Here is a 26,190-nt window from a genome sequence, read left to right as displayed (position 1 = left end):
CCACTCCTCGGATCGGCGGCCGGGCCGATACGCTCATGGGCGTGCTCAGAAGGCTCGATCTGCGTTCCACGACTCCCAGCGCCGCGGAGGTCCGCCGGCTGTTCCCGCGGGCAGCCGTCGATGTCGACGTGGCGATCGAGGCGGTCCGCCCCGTCTGCGACGACGTCCGCGACCGCGGTGACGCGGCCGTTCTCGACGCGGCCGAGCGGTTCGACCGGGTGCGCCCCGCGGGCCTGCGGGTGCCGGCCGAGGTCCTCGCCGCGGCGCTCGCCGAGCTCGACCCGGCGGTCCGCGACGCGCTGACCGAGGCGATCCGGCGGGCCCGGCTGGTCCATCGCGCCCAGCTGCGGGAACCGGTCGCCGTCGAGGTCGCTCCGGGCACGACGGTCACCGAGCGGTGGATTCCGGTCGAGCGGGTCGGCCTCTACGTGCCGGGCGGGCGGGTCGCCTACCCCAGCAGTGTGGTCATGAACGTGGTCCCGGCTCAGGAGGCCGGGGTGGGGTCGCTGGCCGTCGCCTCTCCGCCGCAGGTCGACAACGGCGGGCTGCCGCACCCGGTCGTGCTGGCCGCCTGCGCGCTGCTCGGCGTCGGCGAGGTCTACGCGGCCGGGGGCGCCCAGGCCGTGGCGATGTTCGCCCACGGCACCGAGAGCTGCCCGCCGGTCGACGTGGTCACCGGCCCGGGCAACGTCTACGTGACGGCGGCGAAGCGCCTGCTCCGCGGCATCGTCGGGGTCGACGCCGAGGCAGGGCCGACCGAGGTCGCCATCCTCGCCGACGGTTCGGCCCGGGCGGACTTCGTCGCCGCCGACCTGATCGCCCAGGCGGAGCACGATCCGATGGCGGCGTGCCTGCTGGTCACGACGTCGGTCGAGCTCGCCGACACGGTGGACGTCGAGCTCGACAAGCAGGTCCCCGCCACCCGACACCGGGACCGGGTGGCCGAGGCCCTGGCCGGCCAGGGCGGGGTGGCGCTCGTCGCGGACCTCGACGCAGGCCTGGCCGTCGTCGACGCGTGGGCCGCGGAGCACCTGGAGATCCAGACGATGGACGCCGCGGCGGTCGCCGCCCGGGTGCGGAACGCGGGTGCGATCTTCGTGGGGCCGTACGCGCCGGTGCCGCTGGGTGACTACCTGGCCGGTTCCAACCACGTCCTGCCGACCGGTGGCACGGCGCGGCACTCCGGTGGTCTTGCCGTGTCCGCGTTCCAGCGCCAGGTTCACGTCGTGGAGTGCACGGACGAGGCGCTCGCCGACATCGCGCCGCGGATCGCCGCGCTCGGCGGCGCCGAGGATCTGATCGGGCACGTCGATGCGGTGGAGGTTCGGGCGCGATGACCAGCAGCACCAGCAGCACCAGCGCGGCGGGAGGCGCCGCCGCCGGCACGGCCGTCGCCGGTGGCGAACGTGCCGCCAGGCGGGTCGTCACACTGGACGACCTGCCCCTGCGCGATGACCTGCGCGGGCTGTCGCCCTACGGGGCGCCGCAGATCGACGTCCCGGTGCGGCTGAACACGAACGAGAACCCGCACCCGCCGTCGCCCGGGCTCGTCGACGCCCTGGGCAAGGCCGCGACGCTGGCCGCGACCGAGGCGAACCGCTACCCGGACCGCGAGGCCGAGGCGCTGCGCGCCGACCTCGCCTACTACCTGACCCCGGACGCCGGCTTCGGGGTGACGGCCGCCCAGGTCTGGGCCGCCAACGGGTCGAACGAGATCATCCAGCAGCTCTGCCAGGTCTTCGGCGGGCCGGGGCGCAGCGCCGTCGGCTTCGAGCCGTCCTACTCGATGCACCGGCTGATCGCGCTGGCCACGGCCACCGGCTGGGTCGCCGAGCAGCGGGCGGCGGACTTCACCCTCGGCGCCGACCAGGTCGCCGGCGCGATCCACCGGCACCGCCCGGCGCTGCTGTTCCTGTGCTCACCGAACAACCCCACCGCCACCGCGATCGACCTGGACGTCATCACCGCCGCCTGTGAGGCGATGGGCGAGGTCGGCTCGGGTGTGGTGGTGGTCGACGAGGCCTACGGGGAGTTCCGCCGGGCCGGTGTGCACAGCGCCCTCACCCTGCTGCCGGCGCAGCCCCGGCTGGTGGTCACCCGCACGATGAGCAAGGCGTTCGCGCTCGCGGGTGCCCGGGTCGGGTACCTGGCGGCGCACCCGGCGGTCGTCGACGCGCTGCAGCTGGTGCGGCTGCCCTACCATCTCTCCTCGTTCACCCAGGCGGTCGCGCGTACCGCGCTGGCGCACGCCGACGAGCTGCTCGGCACCGTCGACGCGGTCAAGGCCCAGCGTGACCTGCTGGTACGGTCCCTGCCGGAGCTGGGCTGCGAGGTGGCGCCGAGCGACGCGAACTTCGTCCTGTTCGGCCGGTTCACCGACCAGCACGCGGTGTGGCAGGGCCTGCTCGACGCCGGCGTGCTCGTGCGGGATCTGGGCCTCGACGGCTGGCTGCGGGTCACCGCCGGGCTGCCCGCCGAGACGGACGCCTTCCTGGCCGCGCTGCGCACGGTGCTCGCCGACCGCCCGTCCCTGCTGCGCACAGCACCGGTGAGCCCGCCGGTCGGCTGAGCGAACACCGACCCCGAAACCGTCACCGCAGACCCGACAGAAGCCGCAAGGGACCCGCATGGCACGCACCGCCCGGATCGAGCGCAGCACCAAGGAATCGCACGTCCTCGTCGACCTCGACCTCGACGGGACGGGCCGGGCGTCGTCCGAGACCGGCGTCCCGTTCTTCGATCACATGATGGAGCAGCTCGGCAAGCACGGCGGCTTCGATCTCACCGTGCGGACCAAGGGCGATCTGCACATCGACGCCCATCACACGGTCGAGGACACGTCCATCGCCTTCGGGGCGGCGCTGCGGGAGGCCCTCGGCGACAAGGCCGGGATCCGGCGGTTCGGGGACGCGACCGTGCCGCTCGACGAGGCGCTCGTTCAGTCCGCGGTGGACCTGTCCGGCCGGCCCTACTGCGTCCACGTCGAACCGGAGCTGGTCGGGCTGATCGGCACCTACGACACGACCCTCACCCGGCACGTCTTCGAGTCGATCACCGCCTCGGCGCGGATCGCGCTGCACGTGCGGGTGCTGTCCGGGCGCAACGCGCACCACGTCGTCGAGGCCCAGTTCAAGTCCGTCGCCCGCGCGATGCGTGACGCGGTGGCCCTCGACGCCCGGGTGGCCGGCGTCCCGTCCACCAAGGGTGTGCTGTGAGCGGCGGGCAGCCGAACGTCGTCGTTCTCGACTACGGCTCGGGGAACCTGCGGTCCGCCGAGCGGGCCGTCGCCCGCGTCGGTGCCCAGGTGACCGTGACGGCTGATCTCGACGCCGCGCGGGCCGCGGACGGCCTCGTCGTTCCCGGCGTGGGTGCCTTCGCGGCCTGCATGGCCGGCCTGACGGCGGTCGGTGGCGAGGCTGTCGTGCACGAGCGGCTCGCGGCCGGGCGGCCTGTCCTCGGGATCTGCGTCGGCATGCAGATCCTCTACGAGCTCGGCGACGAGCACGGGGTGCGGACTGAGGGCCTCGGTGTGCTCGCCGGCAGCGTGGAACGGCTGTCCGCGCCCATCCTGCCGCACATGGGCTGGAACGTCGTCGCGCCGCCGCCCGCGTCCGTCCTGTTCGCGGGGGTCGATGCCGACACGCGTTTCTACTTCGTGCACTCCTACGCCGCCCGGCCGCGGCCCGGGGACACTGTCGCCGAGCACGGCGAGGCCTTCGCCGCGGCGGTCGAGCGCGGTCCGCTGACGGCCACCCAGTTCCACCCGGAGAAGTCCGGGGACGCCGGTGCCCACGTCCTGGAGAACTGGCTGCGCACCCTGAACTGACCGCCCGCCGCGATCCCGCCCGCCGCGGAGTCTCACCCGACTCTCGGCAACGGGAGGCGGTCGGTCGTGTAGAGGCGCGCGACGATGTCCTCGATCGCCGGCTCGCCGACGGTCAGATCCACCAGCGGATAACGGGCCGCCACCTCGCTGACCAGCGGTGCCGCGCTCCTGTCCGCCGGGAACTGCAGCCACTGCCGAGTCCCTTCCACGCGCACGACCTCAGCTCCCTCCACAGCCATCGCCGGCATCGGCACGGCCAGGTCGACCCGCAGCGTCCGCACACCGCCGATGCGCGCCCGCAGCGCCGCCAGCTCACCGTCGAAGCCGAGCCGGCCGTGGTCGATGACCATCACCCGGCGGCAGAGCTGTTCGACGTCGCCCATGTCGTGGGTCGTCAGCAGGATCGTCGTCCCCTGCTCACGGTTCGTCCGCTCCAGGAACGAACGGACGGCGGCCTTGGAGACCACGTCCAGACCGATCGTCGGTTCGTCCAGGTAGACGATCTCGGGGTTGGGGAGGAAGGCCGCGGTGATGGTCCCGCGCATCCGCTGCCCCAGCGAGAGCTGGCGCACCGGGGTGTCGATGAACGGCCCCAGGTCCAGCAGGTCGACGAACTCGTCGAGGTTCCGGCGGTACCGGTCGGGCGGGATCCGGTAGATGCGGCGGACCAGTTCGAAGCTGTCGCGGAGTGGGAGGTCGTACCACAGCGCCGAGCGTTGGCCGAACACGACGCCGATGCGCCGGGCGAGCCGCAGCCGCTGCCGGGACGGATCGAGCCCGGCCACCCGCAACCGCCCGCCGGACGGGGTGAGAATGCCGACCAGCATCTTGATCGTGGTGCTCTTGCCCGCCCCGTTCGGCCCGAGGTAGCCCACCATCTCGCCGGCCCGCACGGTGAACGACAGGTCCGAGACGGCATGCAGGACGGATCTCTCCCGGCGCATCCAGCCGGTGCGCCGCCGCAGCACGAACGTCCGGGTGACGTTCCGGACGTCGATCGCGATGTCGTCCGCGATGTCGTCCGCGACGTCGTCCGCGATGTCGTCCGCGACGTTGCCGTCGGTGTCGCCGTCAGGCATTCGGCTCAGCCCCCCACGCCGCGGTAGTGACGGATCCCCGACCGCCACGCCGTCGCGGCGGCGGCGGCGCAGACGACGGCGACGGGCAGGGAGAGGAAGCGGGTGAACGCCGGCAGGCCGAACGGGTCCGGCCGGTCGAGGACGAACAGCGCCGGCTGCCAGTTCACGAAGGCGATCGGAAGGACCACGGTCATCAGCAGGGCGGCGCGGCGCCCGTAGACCGTGAGCGGGTACTGCGTCGCCAGGGCCGAGCCCTGCCGGACGGCGCTGACCGCGAGGCTCGAGTCCGGCGCGACGAACAGAACGGCCGCGATGCCGACAGCGAGACTGATGCTGATCAGTGTCCCGCAGGCGATCATCGCGGGGAGCAGCGCGACGCGGGCCGGGGTCCAGTCGACGTCGAGTGCGGCGACACTGACCGCGAGAACGGCGACCGGCTGGACGATCCGGCTGAGGCGCTGCGGTGAGAAGTCCATCGTCGCGCACTGCACGAGCACGCTGACCGGGCGGATGAGCACCGCGTCCATCCTGCCCTCCTTGATGTGCCAGCCGAGCTGGTCGAGTGGGCCGGCCATGGCCTCGGCGAGGGCGAACGCCAGCGCGGACGTCCCGTAGAGGAACGCGACCTCGGCCAGCGAGAAGCCGTCGAGGTCCGACAGGTGGGCGAAGATGATGCTGATCGTGGCGAGGTCCAGGGCCGCGCCCGCCATCTCCACCAGGGTGTAGAGCACCAGCGAGACGCGGTACTGCGCGGCCGAGCGGAACGCCGCGCCGACCAGCAGCAGGTAGCTGCCGGCCTCCGTGCGCAGCAGCCCGATCCGCTCGCCGGCCCGCTCGCCGGTCCGTTCGCCCGTCCGCCTGTCGGTCCGTTCGCCGGTCCGTTCGTTCATCGGCCCTCATCCGCCCTGTACGACGAGGCGGCGCAGGCCCGCGGTCGTCAGCACCCTGGCGGTGAGCAGCAGGAGAGCGGCCCAGACGGCCTGGAACGCGAGGGCGCGCAGTGTTCCGCCGTCCGCCGTGCCGAGGTAGAGATCCATCGGGACCTGCACCACGGCCCCGAACGGCGCCAGCCCGGCGATCGTGCCGAGCGGCCCGGGAAACAGGGCGAGCGGGAGCACCGCCCCGGAGAAGAACATCATCACCAGCGCGGAGACCGCCTGCACGCCCCGGGCGTCCGTCATCCAGAACGCGCTGAGGCCCACCAGGTAGCGCAGCCCGAAGCTGACGAGCAGGGCGAGGCCGAGGCCCACCGCGAAGGCGGCGCAGGCGCCGGGCGACCCTGGCCGGCGCAGATCGAACAGGAGCGCGCCGACGATCGCGGCCGGCACCGCCCGACTGGCGAAGTACACCGCTGCCCGGCCCACCTCCAGCCCGAGCCACCAGCGCTGGAACCCCACCGGCCGGACCAGGTCGACCTCGATCGACCCGTTCCGGATCCGCCACGGCATGTCGATCATGCCGCCGAACACGGCGAAGGTCGTCACCAGCGACTGCCCGAGCACGGTGAACGTGATGGCGGCCGTGCTGTCGTACCCGGCGAGGCCGGGCCGCTGCTCCCAGACGGCGAGCGCCACATGCCCGCGCAGCACGGTCAGGATGATGTTCGACAGGATGGACGCCGCGATCGTCGCGCGGTAGCAGAGCATCCGGCGCGCGGCGGCGGACGCGACCGCGCACCACATCCGCGCGCAGCCCGCGGCGCTGCCCCCGAACGGGCGTGCGGCCGCCGCGACCGGACTCGCCGGATCAGAGATCACCACAGCCAACGTAGGGCTCGCGGGTCCGGCACACCGGTGATTCTGGTCAACATGTCGGCGGGGCGGCCAGGTGTTCGCGGGGGAGACCACGGCCGGCACCGTCGGCGGACCCGTAGGGTGGTCACGTGACGCTGACGCTGCTACCCGCGGTGGACGTGGCCGACGGCCAAGCCGTCCGCCTGGTCCAGGGCGAGGCCGGATCCGAGACCTCCTACGGCGACCCCCGCGAGGCGGCGCTGACCTGGCAGCGCGACGGCGCCGAGTGGATCCACCTCGTCGACCTCGACGCCGCCTTCGGTCGCGGCTCCAACCGAGACCTGATCGCCGAGGTCGTGCGCTCCGTCGACGTGGCCGTCGAGCTCTCCGGCGGCATCCGCGACGACGAGACGCTCGATGCCGCACTGGCGACCGGTGCCGCCCGGGTCAACATCGGCACCGCCGCGCTGGAGAACCCGGACTGGGTCCGCGCGGCCATCGACCGGGTCGGCGACCGGATCGCGGTCGGCCTCGACGTGCGCGGCACCACCCTCTCCGCCCGCGGCTGGACGCGCGACGGCGGCGAGTTGTTCGAGGTGCTCGCCCGCCTCGACGCCGACGGCTGCGCCCGCTACGTCGTCACCGACGTGCGCCGCGACGGGACGCTGACCGGCCCCAACGTCGAGCTGCTGCGGTCGGTGACCGCCGCGACGAACCGCCCGGTGGTCGCCAGCGGCGGAGTCTCCTCCCTGGCGGACCTCAGCGCGATCGCCGCGGTCCCCGGTGTCGAGGGCGCCATCATCGGCAAGGCGCTGTACGCAGGCGCGTTCACGCTGCCCGAGGCGCTGGCAGTGGCGGCGCGGGAACCAGCGGTCCCGGGCACGCCGTGACGGTCGCCGTCCGGGTGATCCCCTGCCTCGACGTCGACGGCGGCCGGGTGGTCAAGGGTGTGAACTTCACCGATCTGCGGGACGCCGGTGACCCGGTGGAGATGGCCCGTCTCTACGACGCCGAAGGCGCCGACGAGCTGACCTTCCTGGACATCACCGCGTCCAGTGGCGACCGTGAGACCACCTACGACATCGTCCGGCGCACCGCCGAGCAGGTCTTCATCCCGTTGACCGTCGGCGGGGGAGTGCGCGCCGTCTCCGACGTCGACCGCCTCCTGCGTGCCGGGGCCGACAAGGTCGGGATCAACACGGCCGCGGTGGCCCGTCCCGAGCTCGTCCGGGAGTGCGCGCTGCAGTTCGGCAGCCAGTGCATCGTGCTGTCGGTCGACGCCCGGCGCTCCAGCGAGCCTGGCGGCCCGTTGTTCGAGGTGACCACGCACGGCGGCCGCCGCGGCACCGGCATCGACGCGGTGGAGTGGGCGGCCCGGGCCGTCGAGCTCGGCGCCGGCGAGATCCTGCTGAACTCGATGGACGCCGACGGCACCCAGGACGGCTACGACCTGCAGATGATCGGCGCGGTCCGCGCGGTGGTGGACGTCCCGGTGATAGCCAGCGGCGGAGCGGGGAAGCTCGACCACTTCGCCCCCGCCGTCGGCGCCGGCGCGGACGCCGTGCTCGCCGCCAGCGTCTTCCACTTCGGCCGGATGCGGATCTCCGAGGTGAAGGAGCGCCTGCGGGACGCGGCCATCCCGGTGCGCTGACATCCCGGTGCGCCGGCGCCCTGGCGTGCCGGCCTCCTGGCGTGCCGATTCCGGCGCGCTGGCCCAGCCGTTGCCAGCCCGAGCCTGCCGCTGGTCGCTCGTGCGTGCCGCCGGCCGCCGGGTGTGCCGCAGGGCCCAGAAAGCGGCCCGCGAACACCGACGGAACATCGGTTGTCCAGCAGCGGTCAGCTCGCCGATCGTGGCGGTCAGGGCCCGGCCGCCGGGCCAGTATGACGGCTCGTACCGGCGCCGGCACGAGCACCGCGGCTCACCGGCCGCAGGCCGGATCCCTGACTCGTCCTCACCGGTGGGCGGGACTTTTGCGCTGGCCGGCCGTGTTGGCCGTGTTGTGGGACGAGCCGGGGCCGTCGCGTCCCACAGCGGTAGCGATCCGGTAGCGATGGTGAGACGGAGGAGCAGCATTGCCCGGTGAACCCGCATCCAGCCTGGTGCCCGGTCAGGGGGCACCGATCGCCGCCACCACCGCCGGCAGCCGGCCTCCTCGTCACGTGACGCGCTCCGCCGAGGTGTCCGAGGTGTCCGAGGTGACCCCGCGGACGGCCCCGAGCACGCCCGGGGACGCCTCGGCCGGGGGCAGGTCGGCAGGGGGAGCCCAGGACGGGGTGATCCGGCGCGGGCTGGGTGTCCTCGCGATCGCGGTACGCGAGGAGCCGCGGATCTTCGTCGCGGCGGTGGCCGGAAGCTCGCTCTACGCTCTCGCGACAGTGGCGAGCTCGCTCGCCCTGGGCGAGATCACCGAGCAGGTGATCGTGCCGAGCATCCGGAACGAGCACGCCGACTGGAGCACCGTCCTCGCGGTCGGGGCGATCATGGTCGGGATCGGGCTCGCGCGAGCCTGCGGGTTGTTCTTCCGTCGCCTGGTCTCCGGCATGATGCAGTACCGGCTCCAGGCCACCTACCGGCGCCGTGTCACCCGCCAGTACCTGCACCTGCCGCTGGCCTGGCACCAGCGGCACCCGACCGGCTCGCTGCTGTCGAACGCGAACGCGGACGTCGAGGCCACCTGGGCGCCGATCGCCCCGTTGCCCTTCGCCGTCGGTGTGCTGGTGATGCTGGCTGCCGCGCTCGTCCTGCTGATCCTCACCGATCCGCTTCTCGCCCTGGTGGGCTGTGTCGTGTTCCCCGCCTTCGGGGTGGTGAACATCGTCTACGGCCGCTGGGTGTCACCGCTGTACGGCCGGGTCCAGCGGCTGCGCGGCGAGGTCAGCGCGGTCGCCCACGAGTCGTTCGACGGGGCGCTCGTCGTCAAGACCCTCGGCCGGGAGGCCGATGAGACGGAGCGTTTCACCGGCAAGGCCCACGAGTTGCGGGACGCGATGGTCCGCGCCGGCCGGATCCGTGGCCTGTTCGACCCGGTCATGGAGGCGCTGCCCAACCTGGGTGTGCTCACGGTGATCCTGGTCGGCGCGGTGCGCATCGACAACGGCTCCCTCACGGTGGGGGAGCTGGTGCGGGTCGCCTATCTGTTCACCCTGCTCGCCTTCCCGATCAGGTCGATCGGATGGGTCTTCGGCGAGCTTCCGAGGTCCGTCGTCGGCTACGAGCGGGTGGCGGCGGTGCTGGCGGCCCGCGGCGGGCTCAGCCACGGGACAGCCGCCCTGAACGGGACCGACCCGGCCACGCTGCGTGTCACCGGCGTCGGCTACGCCTATCCGCAGCCGGCAGCGGCACCGGCCCCGCCCGCGGGAACCGAAGCGCTCGCCACCGATCTGCTCCCCTCCGAGCCCGCCACCGACGCGCCGTCCGTCGACGCGGCCGGCCGCCCCGCTTCCGCCTCCCCCTCCGCCTCAGTGGCTGTCGCCGACGCCGACGCCGACGCCGATCGGCAGGCACTGGCCGCGGTCACCTTCGAGGTACGTCCCGGCCGGGTGGTGGCTCTGACCGGTCGTACCGGAGCCGGCAAGTCGACTCTGGTCAACCTGCTGGCCCGGCTCGTCGACCCCGACGCCGGCACGGTCCGCGTCGACGGCACGGACCTGCGCGAGCTCGCCGCCGGCGAAGTGGCCCGCGCGGTCGCGCTCGTCCCCCAGCAGACCTTCCTGTTCGACGACACCGTGCGCGCGAACGTCACCCTGGGGCTCGACCTGGGCGACGACGAGGTGTGGGAGGCCCTGCGGCGGGCCCAGGCGGACCGGTTCGTCCGCGCCCTTCCCGACGGCCTCGACACCCGGGTCGGGGAGCGGGGCACCACACTCTCCGGCGGTCAGCGGCAGCGGATCGGCCTGGCCCGCGCGCTGGTGCGCCAGCCGCGGATGCTCATCCTGGACGACGCGACCTCCAGCGTCGATCCGCGGATCGAGGCGTCGATCCTCGCCGACCTGCGGCAGCGGGCGGGGGCGTCCACCGTCGTGATCGTCGCCTACCGCCGTTCGACGGTCGAGCTCGCCGACGAGGTCGTGTTCCTCGCCGACGGCCGGGTCGCAGCCCAGGGAACCCACGCCGAACTGCTGGCCTGCTCGCCCGGTTACGCCGAGCTGCTCACTGCCTACGACGGCGCCGCGCGGGCGCGGGCGGACGCGCTGGCGGCGATGCCCGTCCCGCCCGTCCCGCCCGTCCCGCCCGTCCCGCCGGCACCCGCTCAGGTGGCGGATCTCCTCGCATCGTCCGTGGCCGCTGCCGACCCGGCGGACGGAACGGTACCGGCGCAGCCGCCGGACCTGGCCGCGGATCCGGCGGCGGAGCCGGCCCCGCTCGCCGACCACCGGGTGCCGGCGGCGGACAGGGACGGGGTCCGATGAGCGACGGCCTGGTGGCGACTGCCGGCCGCCTGCGTCGGCTGGTGCCGGAACTGACCGCCGGTATCCTCGGGACGCTCTCGCTGGCCGCTCTCGCCACTGTCGGCAAGGTGGTCATCCCGGTGGTCGTCCAGCAGACGCTCGACCGCGGTGTCGGGGACGACGGCGCCGACCTCGGCCTGGTCGGGACATCCGTCGCTGTCGCGGCCGTCGCGATCCTGGTCACCGGCTTCGCGGCGTTCCGGATGAACGTGCGGCTCTACCGGATCTCGGAGAGCGCGCTGGCCACACTGCGGATCCGCGCGTTCCGCCATGTCCACGACCTGTCGATGCTGAGCCAGTCCGAACAGCGGCGCGGGTCGCTGACCTCGCGGGTGACCAGCGACGTCGACACGATGTCGCAGTTCCTGCAGTTCGGCGGCGTGATGCTGATCGTCGCCTCGGGGCAGATGCTGATCGCCACGGTCCTGATGTTCGTCTACTCCTGGCAGCTCGCCCTGCTCGTGTACGCCTTCTTCGTCCCGCTGGTCCTGGCCACCCACCGCTTCCAGCGGCGGCTGGCCCGCCGGTACGGCGTGGTCCGCGAACGGGTCGGTGACATGCTCGGCGCGATCGCCGAGTCGGTGGTCGGTGCCCAGGTCGTGCGGGCCTACGGATCGCAGGACCGCACCGCCCACCGCATCGACACCACGGTGGAGAACTACCGTTCCGCGCAGACCGGCGCGCAGACGCTGGTGGCCGGGGTGTTCGCGGGCGTCGAGGGCGTCGCGGCGCTGACCACGGCGGCGGTGGTCGTGGTGGGCGTGCTGCTCGGTGTCGACGGTTCGCTGACCACCGGTCAGCTGGTGGCGTTCCTGTTCCTGCTGACCCTGTTCATCATGCCGATCCAGTCGCTGACCGAGGTGCTCAACGAGGGCTCCAACGCCCTCGCCGGGCTTCGCCGTGTCCTCGACGTCCTGGACACCCCCACGGACATCCGTGACCCGGCCGCGGACGGCGCGGGCCGCGCGCTGCCCGCCGGCCCGCTCGGTGTCCGCTTCGACGGGGTCGGCTTCGCCTACCCCGGCGGCCCTCCGGTCCTGCACGAGGTCACCCTCGACCTCGCGCCGCGCGGCCGGGTGGCCGTCGTCGGCGAGACCGGCTCCGGCAAGACGACTCTGGCCAAGCTGCTGACCCGCCTCATGGACCCGACCAGCGGAACAGTGCTGATCGGCGGTGTCCCCCTCTCCGACGTGCGCTTCGGCTCGCTGCGCCGCCGCGTGGTCATGGTGCCGCAGGACGGCTTCCTGTTCGACCTCTCCATCGCGGACAACGCCCGCTACGGGCGGCCCGACGCCACCGACGCGCAGATCGAGGGGGCATTCGTGGAGCTGGGACTCGGGGACTGGCTCGCCGGCCTGCCCGCCGGTATCCGCACACCGGTCGGTGAACGCGGAGAGCTGCTCTCCGCCGGCGAACGACAGCTCGTCGCGCTGGCCCGCGCCCAGCTGGCCGACCCCGACCTGCTCGTCCTCGACGAGGCGACCTCCGCCGTCGACCCCGCGACCGAGGTGCGGATCGCCGCGGCGCTCCTCGCACTGACCAGGCACCGGACCTCGGTCACGATCGCGCACCGGCTGTCGACCGCCGAGGCGGCCGACGACGTGATCGTGATGGACGCCGGCCGGGTGGTCCAGCGCGGGGCGCATGCGGATCTCGTCGCCGTCCCCGGCGTCTACCGGCGCCTGCACGAATCCTGGGCCGCCGGAGTCACGGCCGGCTGACCGCTGCCGGCCGACGCGCGGCGGCCCGCGTGGCAGGCGGCCGCGACTCCGGCGGCCCGCCCGGAAGGCGGCTCGACGGGTGTCCGGTCGGCGGCCGGCAGCGTCTGCGGCCGGCCGGTGCCGGCGGGGACACGGCCGGCCGGGCCGCGGCGGGCAGAATGGGCGGGTGACCGCACGCGCCTCCCGTCTGGATCCCACCATCGCCCGCCGGCTCAAACGCGACAGCGCCGGCCTGTTCCCGGCCGTCGCCCAGCAGCACGACACCGGGGAGGTCCTCATGGTCGGCTGGATGGACGACGAGGCGCTGCACCGCACGCTCACCACCGGCCGCGCCACCTACTGGAGCCGGAGCCGTTCCGAGTACTGGGTCAAGGGCGACACCAGTGGGCACGTCCAACAGGTGCGTTCGGTCGCGCTCGACTGCGACGGCGACACCGTGCTCGTCCGGGTGGACCAGACCGGCCCCGCCTGCCACACCGGGGAGCGGACCTGCTTCACCGGCCGAGAGCTCCCGCTCGGCCCCGAGCGGGCCGACACGGCGCCGACCGCGAGCCAGGCGCCCGTGCCGACGACGGGAGCGACTCGATGACGACCGGCGAGATCATCCCGAGTCGGGAGGAGTTCCACGAGCTCGCGGCCCGGCAGGCCGTCGTGGCGGTGTCCCGGCGCCTGCTCGCCGACGGGGAGACCCCGGTCGGGGTCTACCGCAAGCTGGCCGGCGGCCCGGGAACCTTCCTGCTGGAGTCCGCCGAGCACGGCGGCATGTGGTCGCGGTACTCGTTCGTCGGCGTCCGGGCCGCGGCCACTCTCACCGAGCGTGACGGCCAGGCCGTGTGGGTCGACGGCGCCCCGCCGCCCGGCGTTCCCGAGGGGGGCGACCCGCTCGAGGTTCTGCGCGCGGTGGAGCGCCAGCTCTGCTCGCCGCGCCCGGAGGGCACCCCGCCCCTGCTCGGCGGGCTGGTCGGCTACCTGTCCTACGACATCGTCCGGCGCATCGAGCGGCTGCCCGCCAACGCTGCCGACGACCTCGGCATCCCCGAGCTGAGGATGCTGCTGACGACGGACCTCGCCGTCCTCGACCACACCGACGGCTCCTGCCAGCTGGTCGCGAACGTCTTCACCGGCGCCACCCGCCCGCGGGGCGCCGCGGATCCGCCGCCGGAGCCGGGCGACAGCCAACCGGGCGACCCGCGGACGGGGCGGCAGGCCGCCACCCGGCAGGCCGCCACCCGGCGGGCCGAGCTCGACGCGGCCTATGACGACGCGGTGCACCGCATCGAGGTGATGACGGCAGATCTCGGCAAGTGGAGCGAGCCGACCGTCGCGACCACCACGGGGGCGGTCACGGGTGTCCGCGACTTCGTCTCGGCCACCGAACCCGGCGGGTTCCACCGCGCCGTCGAGCGGTCCATCGAGGAGATCCGGGCCGGGGAGTGCTTCCAGATCGTCATCTCCCAGCGGTTCGAGCGCCCCACCACCGCGGACGCGCTCGACGTCTACCGGGTGCTGCGCGCCTCCAACCCCAGCCCGTACATGTACCTGCTGAGGTTCGCCGATCACGACGTGGTGGGCTCCTCGCCGGAGGCGCACGTCAAGGTCACGGGCCGGCGGGCACTGCTGCACCCGATCGCCGGCAGCCGGCCGCGCGGCGGCACCCCGGAACGCGACGCCGAACTGGCCGCCCAGCTGCTCGCCGATCCCAAGGAACGATCCGAGCACGTCATGCTGGTCGATCTGGTCCGCAACGACCTGGGGCGGGTCTGCGTTCCCGGCTCGGTACGGGTGGTCGAGTTCGCCGCGGTCGAGCGGTTCTCGCACATCATGCACATCGTCTCCACGGTGATCGGGCAGGTCGAGCCCGACCGCAGCGCCATCGACGTGCTCGCGGCGACCTTCCCCGCGGGCACCCTGTCCGGTGCGCCCAAGGTGCGGGCGATGGAGATCATCGACGAGCTCGAACCGACACGGCGGGGCCTCTACGGGGGTGTGGTCGGCTATCTCGACTTCGGCGGTGACCTGGACACCGCCATCGCCATCCGCACCGCGGTGCTGCGGTCCGGCATGGCCTACGTGCAGGCCGGCGCGGGAATCGTCGCGGACTCCGTGCCCGCGTCGGAGGACCTGGAGAGCCGGACCAAGGCCGCCGCGGTGCTCCGCGCGGTCGAGGTGGCGGAGTCCCTCCGCCCGCCGGTATGACACCCCCCGCCGGGTCGTCGCCCGCCGGCGCGACACCACCCGGCCCGGCCCCGATCTCCGGGCCGGGCCGGCGTGCCCGCCGGGAGCGGGCACTCGCCGTCGTCGCCTGCCTGCTCGGTTCCGCCGCCGTCCTGTTCAGCGCCGGCTCCACCTGGGTCTCCGCCCGGGTGCAGGCGGCGACCGGAGCGGGAAACGAGGTGGTGGCGGCGCCGTTGCCCGTCAGCTGGTCAGGCGGGTCCCTGGCGCCGGCCGTCACCGGGCTGGCACTGCTGGGTCTCGCCGGGACCGTGGCGATCATCGCCACCCGGCGCCTGGGGCGGATCGTGGTCGGCGTGCTGGTCGTGCTCGCCGGTCTCGGCATCGTGCTGACCGCCGGTGGCATCGCTCTCGACCCTGAGGGGGCAGTTCGCGGCACGGACGAGGTCCAGGCCGTGGTGCCCGTGGGGGAACCGGCCATCCTCGGGCTGTCGAGCGGTGCCGGGCCGTGGTTCGCGGTGCTGGGCGGGCTCGTGCTGGCGGTCACGGGCGCGATCGTCGTCGCCCGCGCCGGGACCTGGCCGGCCATGTCCGGCCGTTACCAGGCCCGTGTAGCCGCACCCGTCGACGCCTGGGATGCCATCGAGCGGGGCCAGGACCCCACCTGATCATCGGGGAACCTCCGCTCCGCCCGGGCGGAGCGGGGACCCCGGGCCCGGCCCACCCGCGACCCGCGGCGCCGGGAACCGGCGTGGCTGGTAGCCGCCGACCGCCCCGACCGCGTCGAGCAGCAGACGGTTGCGCTCGACGTCCGCCTCGATCAGACCGATGAGCACGTCGATCCGGGCGATGCGCTGGTCGAGCTCCTCGAGCCGGGCCCTGATCCGGGTGTGGTCCGCCGGGCTGCCGGCAGCCTTCGCGGGGCCCGCCACCGGGCCGGGGGCCGTGGTGGCCGCTGCGCCGGGCGCTGGCGCGCCCGAGGGCTCGGCAGCCGTGACACCCACCGGAACCCGGGGCGCGAGGCCGCGCGGCGGCCCGCCCGGCGGGTACGGCGATGATCGTGCATTCCGTTCCGTCCTCTCCTCCATACCACCTTCCGGCCCGCTCGGACCGGGCCGCCCGTAGGAGCCTCCGCGAGGGGCGCCGGCGCGCCGAGCGACCCGTGAGGCGGCCGTGGCCCACCCCGCCAGGGGCTCCGCGGACCCGCCGCCCCACGACGCCGGACCGGCCGGATCTGACCCTGATGCCGGGACGGCGGCATCCTGGCCCGTCGGCTGGTCGCTCCGCGGCACGTCGGCCAGTTCCCTCATCACGCCTCCCGGTAGCACTTGTCTTCGAACGTGTGTTCGATGATACGGGCCGGGTGCGGGCCGTCAACGCAATGGGGTCGCAGGCGTGTCGGGCGGCCGATCGGTGCCCGTTTCGGGGCGTGTCCGCACGGTCGCTGCGGGTGGTACTAGCAACGGGCCCACGACTACGGAAGTAACCCGGTCTGTCACCTGTCGGGGGATACGTCTGTTCTGTCTGGCCTCGACGTCAATGTCAGGAGCCTGCACATCGTTCGGATCAACACGAGAACAACAACGGGTGGTGACCGGGTGGCGCCATGGGCGGGGGCGGCGGGCCAGCACCGCGTGCCTGCCCTACCATCGGCGGCATGGCCGTGAGTGGCGCGAGCGCGGGGCGATGAACGCTCTCGACGAGATCCTCGACGGGGTCAGAGCAGATCTGGCCGAACGCGAGCGAGCAACGTCCCTGGCAGCTCTCAAGCAACGAGTGGAACGCGTACCGGATGCACGGGACGCGCTGGCGGTGCTGCGTGCACCCCGGGTATCGGTGATCGCGGAGATCAAGCGCCGCTCGCCGTCGAAGGGTGCGCTGGCGACGATCAGCGACCCGGCCGGGCTCGCCTCGCTCTATGAGCAGGCGGGTGCGGCGGCGGTGAGCGTCCTCACGGAACGGCGGCGCTTCGGTGGTTCGCTCGCAGACCTGGACGCTGTCCGGGTCGCGGTCGACATACCGGTGCTGCGCAAGGACTTCGTGGTCTCTCCGTACCAGGTGCTCGAGGCGCGGGCCCACGGTGCGGACATGGTCCTGCTGATCGTGGCCGCGCTCGACCAGCCTCGGCTGATCGGCCTGCTGGAGCGGATCGAGTCGCTCGGCATGACCGCGCTGATCGAGGTGCACGACGAGGCCGAGATGGTGCGGGCGCTGGACGCGGGTGCCCGGCTGATCGGGATCAACGCCCGCAACCTGCGGACGCTCGAGGTCGACCGGGACACCTTCGGGCGCCTCGCCCCGATGGTTCCGTCCGGCGTGCTGAAGGTGGCGGAGTCCGGTGTGCGCGGGCCGCACGACCTGCTCCACTTCGCGGGTGCCGGTGCGGATGCCGTCCTTGTCGGGGAGGCCGCCGTGACGGGCGGGGACCCGCGCCAGTTCGTCGCCGACCTGGTGACCGCCGGAACCCATCCGGCCACCCGCATCGCTCACTGAGTCACGGGTGCCCGCCGGCCGACCGGCCGGCGGAGTGCGCCCCCGGCCGCCCGGCTGGTGGCGCACGCCACCTCGGTGGGGGTGGGCGCCGGTACAGTCGGGGCCGTGACAGCTCGACCCACCGGAACGTTCGCCGACTCCTCCCGCGCCGCCGACGCGGCCGACCAGCATGCCGCGGGTGCCGCCGGAGACTGGTCGCCCGCCCGAGCCGCCGAGAGCTGGCAGGCGGTGCCGGACACGTCCGGCCACTTCGGCCGGTTCGGCGGCCGGTTCGTGCCGGAGGCGCTGTTCGCCGCCCTCGACGAGCTCTCGGCCGCCTACGAGGCCGCCCGGGTCGACCCGGCGTTCACCGCCGAGCTCGACGGCCTGCTGGCGTCCTACGCCGGTCGGCCGACCCCGCTGACCTCGGCGGCCCGGCTGACCGAGCGGATCGGTGGCGCACGCATCCTGCTCAAGCGGGAGGACCTCGCGCACACCGGCTCACACAAGATCAACAATGTGCTCGGCCAGTGCCTGCTCACCCGCCGGATGGGCAAGACGCGCGTCATCGCCGAGACGGGCGCCGGCCAGCACGGGGTGGCCACGGCGACCGCCTGCGCCCTGCTGGGGCTGGAGTGCGTCGTCTACATGGGCGAGGAGGACACCCGCCGGCAGGCCCTCAACGTGGCCCGGATGCGCCTGCTCGGCGCGGAGGTCGTCGCCGTCGCGTCGGGCAGCCGCACCCTGAAGGACGCCATCAACGAGGCCATGCGCGACTGGGTGGCCACGGTCGACTCGACCCACTACTGCATCGGGTCGGTCATGGGGCCCCACCCCTTCCCGATGATGGTGCGGGACTTCCAGCGCATCATCGGCGTCGAGGCCCGCCAGCAGACCCTCGACCTGCTCGGTCGGCTCCCTGACGCGGTCGTCGCCTGCGTCGGCGGGGGGTCCAACGCCATGGGTGTCTTCCACCGCTTCATCCCGGACGCCGAGGTGGCGCTGATCGGCTGTGAGGCCGGTGGCGACGGAGTGGCCAGCGGCCGGCACGCGGCCGCGATCGCCGGCGGGGCGCCCGGAGTGCTGCACGGCATGCGGACCTTCCTGCTGCAGGACGCCGACGGGCAGACCCAGGTCTCGCACTCGATCTCGGCCGGGCTCGACTATCCCGGCATCGGCCCCGAGCACGCGCTGCTGCACGAGACCGGCCGCGCCAGCTACCGGGTGGTCGACGACGCGGCCGCGATGGAGGCGCTGGCGCTGGTGGCGCGCACCGAGGGCATCCTCGTCGCGATCGAGAGCGCCCACGCCTTCGCCGGCGCGTTCGAGGTGGCCCGCGAGCTCGGCCCCGACGGCGTCGTCCTGGTCAACTGCTCCGGCCGCGGCGACAAGGACGTCGACACCGCCGCCCGCTGGTTCGACCTGCTGGACCCGGACGCCGGCTAGCCGGGTGGGGGCCCCGACCCGGGTGCCCCCACCTCCGCCCGATCACCCCCGCCCGATCATCACGACGAGGAACGGACCCACGGTGCGCAGTCAGTTGGCACACGACCAGCCGGCCCAGGGGCAGCCTGCCGGCGGCCCGGCAGCGGCGGCCCGGCCGGTCCCGGCCGGGCGGGAGGCGGCCCGGGCCGGGCGCAGCCCGCTGGACGAGGTCTTCGCGGCGGCCCGGGCACAGGGGCGGGCTGTCCTGGTGGGCTACCTCCCCGCCGGGTTCCCGACCGTGGAGCGGGGCATCGCCGCGATGCGGGCGATGGTCGCGGCAGGCGTGGACCTCGTCGAGGTCGGCCTGCCCTACTCGGACCCGACCATGGACGGCCCGGTCATCCAGGACGCCGCGGACGTGGCGCTGCGCGGCGGCGTCACCACCCGTGACGTGCTGCGCACGGTCGAGGCGGTCGCCGACACGGGCGCCCCCACCGTGGTCATGACCTACTGGAACCCGGTGGAGAGGTACGGCCTGGAGGCGTTCGCCGCCGACCTGGCGTCGGCCGGAGGGGCCGGGGCGATCACGCCCGACCTGCCGCCGGAGGAGGCCGGCCCCTGGCTCGCGGCCTGCGCCACCCACGCGATCGACCCCGTCTTCCTGGTCGCGCCGAGCTCGACTCCGCAGCGACTGCGCCTGGTCACGTCGCACAGCCGCGGCTTTGTCTACGCGGCGTCGACGATGGGCGTCACCGGTGCCCGGGCGGCGGTCGGGGCCCGGGCCGGTGACCTCGTCACCCGGGTACGCGAGGTGACGACCCTGCCGGTGGCTGTCGGCCTGGGCGTGAGCACCGGGGCACAGGCCGCGGAGGTCGCCGGCTTCGCCGACGGCGTGATCGTGGGTTCCGCGCTCGTCCGCGCCCTCGCCACCGGTGACGGCGAAGGCGAAGGCGGCGGGGGTGGTGTCGACGCGGTCACCCGACTCGCGGCGGAGCTCGCCGCCGGCGTGCGCGCGGCATCCGCCTGACAGGCGCGGACAGGGACGGGGATAGCCTGACGCTCGTGGTGCTCGCAGCTATCCCCAGCCCATCCCGAGGGGTCGTGCATCTGGGACCCGTCCCGTTGCGCGCCTACGCCCTGATGATCGTCGTCGGGATCATCGTGGCGGTCGTCGTGACCGCCCGGCGGCTGCGGGCCCGCGGAGTGGACCCCGTGGTCGCCAGCGAGGTCGCGTACTGGGCGGTCCCGTTCGGCATCGTCGGCGCGCGGATCTACCACGTCATCAGCAGCCCCGACGCCTACTTCGGCGAGGACGGCGACCCCCTCGCGGTCTTCGAGGTCTGGAACGGCGGTCTGGCGATCTGGGGGGCCGTCGCGGGTGGAGCGCTCGGCGCGTGGCTCGCCTGCCGGCGCATGGACGTCCCGTTCGGCCTGTTCGCGGACGCGATGGCCCCCGGGCTGGCCCTCGCCCAGGCGATCGGCCGGTGGGGCAACTGGTTCAACCAGGAGCTGTACGGCCGGGCGACGGACCTGCCGTGGGCGGTCCGCATCGACCCGGCCCACCAGATGATCCCGGGGGTCGAGACCTACCACCCGACCTTCCTCTACGAGTCGCTGTGGAACCTGGCCATCGCCGGGCTGCTGCTGCTGGTCGACCGCCGGTGGCGGCTGGGCCGCGGGCGGCTGTTCTTCCTGTACGTGGCGCTGTACACGACCGGCCGGTTGTGGATCGAGGCGCTGCGGATCGACACCGCCGAGAAGGTCCTCGGGCTCCGGGTGAACATCTGGGTCTCGATCGTGGTCTTCCTGATCGCGCTGCTGGTCCTCGCCCTGATCCGCCGTCCCGTCGATCCGGACATCGGCTGGACGTCCCCGGCCGTGGCGGGAGGCGCCAGGCGCACCGGTGGGCAGCAGGCGGGCGGCACCGACAGTTCCGACACCGGCTCCACCGAGGACGCCGCCGCCGACACCGCCGGGGCGGAGACCGCGCCGGCGGGCACCGCCGACCCCGCACCAGGGACCACGCCACCTACCACCACGCCGAAGACCGTCACGCCGCCTACCGGCGGCCCGGCGTCCACCGCTCCGGCGTCCACCGCGACCTCGGTCGTGACCGGCTCGCCGGCGGGTGGGTCCGGTGCGACCGCCGTCGCGGACACGGGTGCTGGCGGCGCCACCGCCTCGAGCGACGAGGAGCGGCCAGGCGACCGGGCTGCCGAGCCGGCCGGCCCGGCGGCGCAGGACGGGCGCTAGGCCCCGGGCTTCCGCCGGACGTCCACAGCGAAGATCGGGCGGGCTGGCGGCGGATCTACGGCAAACTGGATCCGTACACTGCGGATGGGCAGGATATCCTCACGCTCCCCGCCCACTTCGGGATGCTCTGCCCCCAGATGGTGCTCTCGGTGACGAGAATGTTGCGTTCCTGTGACATGTTTCGCCTGGCGGGCCTTCTACCGGAGGTTCGTTGATCGTCCAGGAAATCTGCCGAAATATCCCTGTGACCTGGCGGACATGAGCGATCACGGCGGATGGGGCGCACACATGGCACACTCGAGAGAGGCGCGGAGCTGACGACCAGCCCGTCATCGAAGTCGTGCCGCCCTCCGGACAGCGTCGTCCGCCCCCATCGGCCCCTGAAGATGGACAGGACACCTCCGGATGTCGACTGCGCAAGGTCTGTACGACCCCACGTTCGAACACGACGCCTGTGGCGTCGGCTTCGTTGTCGATGTGCACGGCCGGCGCAGCCATGAGCTGGTCGATCAGGGGCTGACGGTACTGCGCAATCTTGATCACCGTGGTGCGTCCGGCAGCGACCCCGACACCGGTGACGGCGCGGGAATCCTCGTCCAGGTCCCGGACGGGTTCTTCCGCGACGTCGTGGAGTTCGCGCTGCCCGCACCCGGGCGATACGCCGTCGGCACCGTGTTCCTCCCGCAGGTGGCGGGCCAGCGCGACGACGCGGTCCGGACGATCAGCCGCATCGTCCGCCAGGAGGGCCTGCGCCTTCTCGGGTGGCGCGACGTCCCGACCGTCGGGCACCTGGTCGGCCACGCCGCCCGGGAGGTGGAGCCGTGGATGCGGCAGATCTTCCTCACCCGGCCCGGTGTCCCGGTCGGCGCCGCCGCGGCCGAGGCCGCCGCGGGTGCCGGCGCGGAGGGCGGGGGCGCGGCCGGCAGCGGCACCGACTTCGACGTGATGGATCTGGAGCGCCGCGCGTTCTGCGTGCGCAAGCGGGTGCGCCGTGAGACCGGCGTGTACATGCCCTCGCTGTCGTCGCGCACCATCGTCTACAAGGGCATGCTGACGACCCACCAGCTGTCCGCCTACTTCCCGGACCTGGACGATCCGCGGTTCGCCAGCGCCATCGCGCTCGTGCACAGCCGGTTCTCCACCAACACGTTCCCGAGCTGGCCGCTGGCCCACCCGTACCGGCTGATCGCCCACAACGGCGAGATCAACACGGTGCGCGGCAACCGGAACTGGATGCGGGCGCGCGAGGCGCTGCTGGCCAGCGACCTCATCCCCGGCGACCTGTCCCGGCTGTTCCCGATCTGCGCGGACGGCGCCAGCGACTCGGCCAGCTTCGACGAGGTCCTGGAGCTGCTGCATCTGGGCGGGCGGTCGCTGCCGCACGCCGTGCTGATGATGATCCCGGAGGCCTGGGAGAACCACGAGGAGATGGACCCGGCCCGCCGGGCCTTCTACCGGTTCCACTCCGCGCTCATGGAGCCGTGGGACGGCCCGGCGTCCATCGCGTTCACCGACGGCACGGTCATCGGCGCGGTGCTGGACCGCAACGGCCTGCGCCCGTCCCGGTACTGGGTGACCGACGACGGGCTGGTCGTGATGGCCTCCGAGGTGGGCGTGCTGGACATCCCGCCGCACCGGGTGGTGCGCAAGGGACGCCTGCAGCCGGGCCGGATGTTCCTCGTCGACACCGGCAAGGGCCGGATCGTCAGTGACGACGAGATCAAGTCGGAGCTGGCCCACGCCGCACCGTACGAGGAGTGGCTGCACGCCGGCGTCATCTCGCTGGACGATCTGCCCGAGCGGGAGCACGTCCTGTACGGGCACTCGTCTGTCATGCGCCGCCAGCAGGTCTTCGGGTACACCGAGGAGGAGCTGCGGATCATCATCAGTCCGATGGCGCGCCTGGGCCTGGAGCCGATCGGCTCGATGGGCACCGACACGCCGGTCGCCGTGCTCTCCAACCGGCCGCGGCTGCTGTTCGACTACTTCACCCAGCTGTTCGCCCAGGTGACCAACCCGCCGCTGGACGCGATCCGGGAGGAGCTGGTCACCAGCCTGGCGCGCACCCTGGGCCCGGAGGGGAACCTGCTCGCGCCGTCGCCCGCGTCGGCGCGCATGGTCCACCTGCCGTTCCCGGTGATCAGCAACACCCAGCTCGCGCGGATCGTCGGCATCAACGACGACGGTGACATGCCCGGCTTCGCGTCGGTGACCGTACGTGGTCTCTACGACGTCACGGGCGGCGGTGCCGCGCTGGCCGCGCGGCTGGCGGAGATCTGCGCCGGAGTCAGCGAGGCGATCGCCGACGGTGCCCGCATCGTGGTCCTGTCCGACCGCGACTCCGACGAGCACAAGGCGCCGATCCCGTCGCTGCTGCTGACCGCGGCGGTGCACCACCACCTGATCCGGGAGAAGACCCGGACCAAGGTCGGTCTCATCGTCGAGTGCGGCGACGCCCGCGAGGTGCACCACATCGCCCTGCTCACCGGGTTCGGCGCCGCGGCGGTCAACCCGTACCTGGCCTTCGAGTCGATCGACGACCTGCTGGCCTGCGGCGAGCTCACCGGCATCGAGCGTGAGCAGGCCGAGAAGAACATGATCAAGGCTCTGGGCAAGGGCCTGCTCAAGGTGATGTCCAAGATGGGCATCTCGACCGTGGCGAGCTACACCGGCGCCCAGGTCTTCGAGGCCATCGGGCTGTCCCAGGAGCTGGTCGACCAGTACTTCGCCGGCACCCCGACCCGGCTGGACGGCGTCGGCATCGACATCATCGCCGAGGAGGTCGCGGCCCGGCACCGGCGCGCCTACCCGGCGGTCCCGTCCGAGCTCGCGCACCGCAACCTGGAGGTCGGCGGCGAGTACCAGTGGCGGCGTGAGGGCGAGCTGCACCTGTTCAACCCGGAGACGGTCTTCCTGCTCCAGCACGCCACCCGCAGCCGCCAGTACGACCTGTTCCGCGAGTACACCGGCATGGTCGACGACCTGGCCCGGCAGAACGCGACCCTGCGTGGGCTGTTCGAGCTGCGCGAGACCGGGCGCGGCCCGATCCCGATCGACCAGGTCGAGCCGGTGTCGGAGATCGTGAAACGGTTCGCCACCGGCGCGATGTCGTACGGCTCGATCAGCGCCGAGGCGCACGAGACGCTGGCGATCGCGATGAACCGCCTGGGCGGCAAGTCGAACACGGGCGAGGGCGGCGAGGACGCCCGCCGCTTCACCCCCGACGAGAACGGCGACCTGCGCCGCTCGGCGGTCAAGCAGGTCGCCAGCGGCCGGTTCGGGGTGACCAGCGAGTACCTGGCGAACGCCGACGACATCCAGATCAAGATGGCGCAGGGCGCGAAGCCGGGGGAGGGTGGCCAGCTCCCCGGGCACAAGGTCTACCCGTGGATCGCGAAGACCCGCCACTCCACCCCGGGTGTCGGTCTGATCTCCCCGCCGCCGCACCACGACATCTACTCGATCGAGGACCTCGCCCAGCTCATCCACGACCTGAAGAACGCCAACCCGAAGGCGCGGGTGCACGTCAAGCTGGTCGCCGAGGTCGGGGTCGGCACGGTCGCGGCGGGCGTCTCGAAGGCCCACGCGGACGTCGTGCTGATCTCCGGGCATGACGGCGGCACCGGCGCCTCCCCGCTGACCTCGCTCAAGCACGCCGGCGCCCCCTGGGAGCTGGGGCTGGCCGAGACCCAGCAGACGCTGCTGCTCAACGGCCTGCGGGACCGCATCGTCGTGCAGGTCGACGGCCAGATGAAGACCGGGCGGGACGTGCTGATCGGGGCCCTGCTGGGCGCCGAGGAGTTCGGGTTCGCCACCGCGCCGCTGGTCGTCGCCGGCTGCGTGATGATGCGGGTCTGTCACCTCGACACCTGTCCGGTCGGCGTGGCGACCCAGAATCCGGAGCTGCGCGCCCGGTTCACCGGGCGCCCCGAGTTCGTCGAGGCGTTCTTCACCTTCATCGCCGAGGAGGTGCGCGAGTACCTGGCCGCCCTGGGGCTGCGCAGCATCGCCGAGGCGGTCGGGCGGGTCGACCTGCTTGACGCCCGTGCGGCCATCGACCACTGGAAGGCGTCCGGGCTCGACATCACGCCGCTGCTGCACATCCCGGAGCGGCCGTTCGGGGGGGCGCTGCACTGCACCGCCAGCCAGGACCACGGGCTGGACAAGGCCCTGGACAACTCGCTGATCCAGCTCTGCGAGGGCGCGATCGAGGAGGGCCGGCCGGTCTGGCTGGAGATGCCGATCCGCAACGTCAACCGGACGGTCGGCACGATGCTGGGCTACGAGGTCACGAAGAGGTACGGCGCGGCCGGTCTGCCCGACGACACGATCTCGCTGCGCTTCACCGGGTCGGCGGGGCAGAGCTTCGGCGCGTTCGTCCCCCGCGGGATGACCCTCACCCTGGAGGGCGACGTCAACGACTACGCCGGCAAGGGGCTGTCCGGCGGGCGGATCATCGTCTTCCCGCCGAAGGAGTCGCCGCTGCGGGCGGAGGAGAACACCGTCGCCGGCAACGTGCTGCTCTACGGCGCGACCGCCGGTGAGGCCTACTTCCGCGGGATCGTCGGGGAGCGTTTCTGCGTGCGCAACTCCGGCGCCGTCGCCGTCGTCGAGGGCGTCGGTGACCACGGGTGCGAGTACATGACCGGCGGGGTCGTGGTCGTCCTCGGGTCGATCGGGCGCAACTTCGCCGCCGGCATGAGCGGCGGCGTCGCCTACCTGTACAAGCCGGTGCGGCAGCGGATCAACACCGAGATGGTGGACGTCGACCCGCTCGCCGAGGACGATCTCGCCGCGCTGCGCGGCATCGTGGAGAAGCACTACCGGGAGACCGGGTCCGCGGTCGCGGCGCGCCTGATCGCGAAGTGGGCGACCGAGCAGGACCACTTCGTCAAGGTCATGCCGCGGGACTTCAAGCGGGTGCTCGCGGCGAGGCGGCGGGCCGAGGAGCAGGGTCTGTCGGTCGACGAGGAGATCATGGCCTCGGCCCGGATCTGACCCGGTCGCCGCGGGCACCGACCGATGGTCGGGCTGTCCACTCAGGACGGACAGCCCGACCA

The 26,190-nt window shown here is 73.2% G+C and carries 20 protein-coding genes; 16 read left to right on the top strand and 4 right to left on the bottom strand.

Annotated features, from left to right (window positions below; genetic code table 11):
• Positions 1–35: 35 nt before the first annotated feature.
• Genes hisD through hisH form a run of 4 tightly spaced genes read left to right on the top strand, consistent with a single transcriptional unit; the run spans position 36 to position 3,826 of the window.
• Entirely contained in the window at positions 36–1,337 is a 1,302-nt protein-coding gene (gene hisD / locus B207_RS0119070) for a histidinol dehydrogenase (RefSeq protein WP_018638184.1), read from the top strand.
• A complete protein-coding gene (locus tag B207_RS0119065; RefSeq protein WP_018638182.1) occupies positions 1,334–2,569 on the top strand; it encodes a histidinol-phosphate transaminase in 1,236 nt (411 codons plus the stop codon). The genes hisD and B207_RS0119065 overlap by 4 nt, the downstream gene beginning before the upstream one ends.
• A 58-nt stretch (positions 2,570–2,627) precedes the next feature.
• Positions 2,628–3,215, top strand: coding sequence for an imidazoleglycerol-phosphate dehydratase HisB (hisB, locus tag B207_RS0119060; protein WP_018638180.1), 588 nt, complete (start codon positions 2,628–2,630; stop codon positions 3,213–3,215).
• Complete coding sequence (gene hisH / locus B207_RS0119055) at positions 3,212–3,826, top strand: imidazole glycerol phosphate synthase subunit HisH (RefSeq protein ID WP_018638179.1); 615 nt, start codon at positions 3,212–3,214, stop codon at positions 3,824–3,826. Before hisB ends, hisH begins: the two co-directional genes overlap by 4 nt.
• A 32-nt stretch (positions 3,827–3,858) precedes the next feature.
• Here the strand turns inward: hisH and B207_RS0119050 are convergent, their stop codons facing one another.
• Genes B207_RS0119050 through B207_RS0119040 form a run of 3 tightly spaced genes read right to left on the bottom strand, consistent with a single transcriptional unit; the run spans position 3,859 to position 6,665 of the window.
• Positions 3,859–4,905 (bottom strand): ABC transporter ATP-binding protein, encoded by a 1,047-nt coding sequence (locus B207_RS0119050; protein WP_018638178.1) that lies wholly within the window; start codon positions 4,903–4,905, stop codon positions 3,859–3,861.
• Between the two features lie 5 nt (positions 4,906–4,910).
• Entirely contained in the window at positions 4,911–5,795 is an 885-nt protein-coding gene (locus B207_RS0119045; RefSeq protein ID WP_018638177.1) for an ABC transporter permease, read from the bottom strand.
• A 6-nt stretch (positions 5,796–5,801) separates the two neighbouring features.
• Positions 5,802–6,665 carry an ABC transporter permease gene (locus B207_RS0119040; protein WP_018638176.1) on the bottom strand — a complete coding sequence of 288 codons (864 nt, stop codon included), beginning with the start codon at positions 6,663–6,665 and terminating at the stop codon, positions 5,802–5,804.
• A gap of 122 nt (positions 6,666–6,787) precedes the next feature.
• On the opposite strand from B207_RS0119040, the gene priA reads away from it, so the two are divergent.
• From priA to B207_RS0119005, 7 genes are all read left to right on the top strand, one after another.
• Entirely contained in the window at positions 6,788–7,528 is a 741-nt protein-coding gene (gene priA / locus B207_RS0119035; protein ID WP_018638175.1) for a bifunctional 1-(5-phosphoribosyl)-5-((5-phosphoribosylamino)methylideneamino)imidazole-4-carboxamide isomerase/phosphoribosylanthranilate isomerase PriA, read from the top strand.
• Positions 7,525–8,289 (top strand): imidazole glycerol phosphate synthase subunit HisF, encoded by a 765-nt coding sequence (gene hisF, locus B207_RS0119030; protein ID WP_018638174.1) that lies wholly within the window; start codon positions 7,525–7,527, stop codon positions 8,287–8,289. Before priA ends, hisF begins: the two co-directional genes overlap by 4 nt.
• 422 nt (positions 8,290–8,711) lie before the next feature.
• Positions 8,712–11,048 (top strand): ABC transporter ATP-binding protein, encoded by a 2,337-nt coding sequence (locus tag B207_RS0119025; protein WP_407671435.1) that lies wholly within the window; start codon positions 8,712–8,714, stop codon positions 11,046–11,048.
• A complete protein-coding gene (locus B207_RS0119020) occupies positions 11,045–12,808 on the top strand; it encodes an ABC transporter ATP-binding protein (protein ID WP_018638172.1) in 1,764 nt (587 codons plus the stop codon). The genes B207_RS0119025 and B207_RS0119020 overlap by 4 nt, the downstream gene beginning before the upstream one ends.
• A 166-nt stretch (positions 12,809–12,974) precedes the next feature.
• The gene (hisI, locus tag B207_RS0119015; RefSeq protein ID WP_018638171.1) at positions 12,975–13,397 is read left to right on the top strand and encodes a phosphoribosyl-AMP cyclohydrolase; all 423 of its coding nucleotides are present in this window, start codon (positions 12,975–12,977) and stop codon (positions 13,395–13,397) included.
• Positions 13,394–15,004: an anthranilate synthase component I gene (locus tag B207_RS0119010; RefSeq protein ID WP_018638170.1), complete on the top strand. Its 1,611-nt coding sequence runs from the start codon at positions 13,394–13,396 to the stop codon at positions 15,002–15,004. Before hisI ends, B207_RS0119010 begins: the two co-directional genes overlap by 4 nt.
• Complete coding sequence (locus tag B207_RS0119005; RefSeq protein WP_018638169.1) at positions 15,001–15,648, top strand: Trp biosynthesis-associated membrane protein; 648 nt, start codon at positions 15,001–15,003, stop codon at positions 15,646–15,648. Before B207_RS0119010 ends, B207_RS0119005 begins: the two co-directional genes overlap by 4 nt.
• On the opposite strand, the gene B207_RS0119000 is transcribed toward B207_RS0119005, so the two are convergent.
• Positions 15,649–15,984, bottom strand: a complete 336-nt coding sequence (locus B207_RS0119000) for a hypothetical protein (protein ID WP_018638168.1) — start codon at positions 15,982–15,984, stop codon at positions 15,649–15,651.
• 682 nt (positions 15,985–16,666) lie between these two features.
• Here B207_RS0119000 and trpC point away from each other — a divergent pair.
• The 5 genes from trpC (at position 16,667) to gltB (ending at position 26,128) form a co-directional block, all read left to right on the top strand.
• Positions 16,667–17,473, top strand: a complete 807-nt coding sequence (gene trpC / locus B207_RS0118995; protein WP_026311218.1) for an indole-3-glycerol phosphate synthase TrpC — start codon at positions 16,667–16,669, stop codon at positions 17,471–17,473.
• Between the two features lie 105 nt (positions 17,474–17,578).
• Positions 17,579–18,898, top strand: coding sequence for a tryptophan synthase subunit beta (gene trpB, locus B207_RS0118990; RefSeq protein WP_407671434.1), 1,320 nt, complete (start codon positions 17,579–17,581; stop codon positions 18,896–18,898).
• A gap of 82 nt (positions 18,899–18,980) precedes the next feature.
• A complete protein-coding gene (gene trpA / locus B207_RS0118985; protein ID WP_407671433.1) occupies positions 18,981–19,904 on the top strand; it encodes a tryptophan synthase subunit alpha in 924 nt (307 codons plus the stop codon).
• A 35-nt stretch (positions 19,905–19,939) separates the two neighbouring features.
• A complete protein-coding gene (gene lgt / locus B207_RS0118980) occupies positions 19,940–21,130 on the top strand; it encodes a prolipoprotein diacylglyceryl transferase (protein ID WP_084692214.1) in 1,191 nt (396 codons plus the stop codon).
• A 405-nt stretch (positions 21,131–21,535) separates the two neighbouring features.
• Positions 21,536–26,128: a glutamate synthase large subunit gene (gene gltB / locus B207_RS0118975; protein ID WP_018638163.1), complete on the top strand. Its 4,593-nt coding sequence runs from the start codon at positions 21,536–21,538 to the stop codon at positions 26,126–26,128.
• Positions 26,129–26,190: the final 62 nt, after the last annotated feature.

This window comes from Parafrankia elaeagni, assembly GCF_000374165.1.
Lineage (GTDB): Bacteria > Actinomycetota > Actinomycetes > Frankiales > Frankiaceae > Parafrankia > Parafrankia elaeagni.
This window is presented reverse-complemented; position numbering and strand designations above follow the sequence as displayed.